At 46.1% G+C, this 373-nt stretch carries 1 protein-coding gene; it reads right to left on the bottom strand.

Annotation, left to right across the window (positions count from 1 at the left end; translation table 11 throughout):
• On the bottom strand, nt 1-373 hold a 373-nt coding region (locus BYZ73_RS21895; RefSeq protein ID WP_342768246.1), incomplete at both ends, for a phosphotransferase.

The raw sequence follows: 373 nt of genomic DNA, 5'->3' as shown, positions 1-373 counted from the left end.
TCAAAATCACTCGCATCAACCAAACCGTTATTCATTCGTGATTGCGCCTGAGCGAGACGAAATACGCGATCGCTGTTAAAAGGACAATTACAAACAGGAATCGAATGCAACCGGCGCAGGAACACTGCCAGCGCATCAACAATATTTTCACCTGAATCAGGATATTCTTCTAATACCTGGAATGCTGTTTTCCCGGGGATCGCAGTGGTGAGTAACCATGCATCATCAGGAGTACGGATAAAATGCTTGATGGTCGGAAGAGGCATAAATTCCGTCAGCCAGTTTAGTCTGACCATCTCATCTGTAACATCATTGGCAACGCTACCTTTGCCATGTTTCAGAAACAACTCTGGCGCATCGGGCTTCCCATACA

Source organism: Rhodovulum viride (genome assembly GCF_003265965.1).
In the GTDB taxonomy this organism is placed as follows: Bacteria; Pseudomonadota; Alphaproteobacteria; order Rhodobacterales; family Rhodobacteraceae; genus Rhodovulum; species Rhodovulum kholense.
This window is presented reverse-complemented; position numbering and strand designations above follow the sequence as displayed.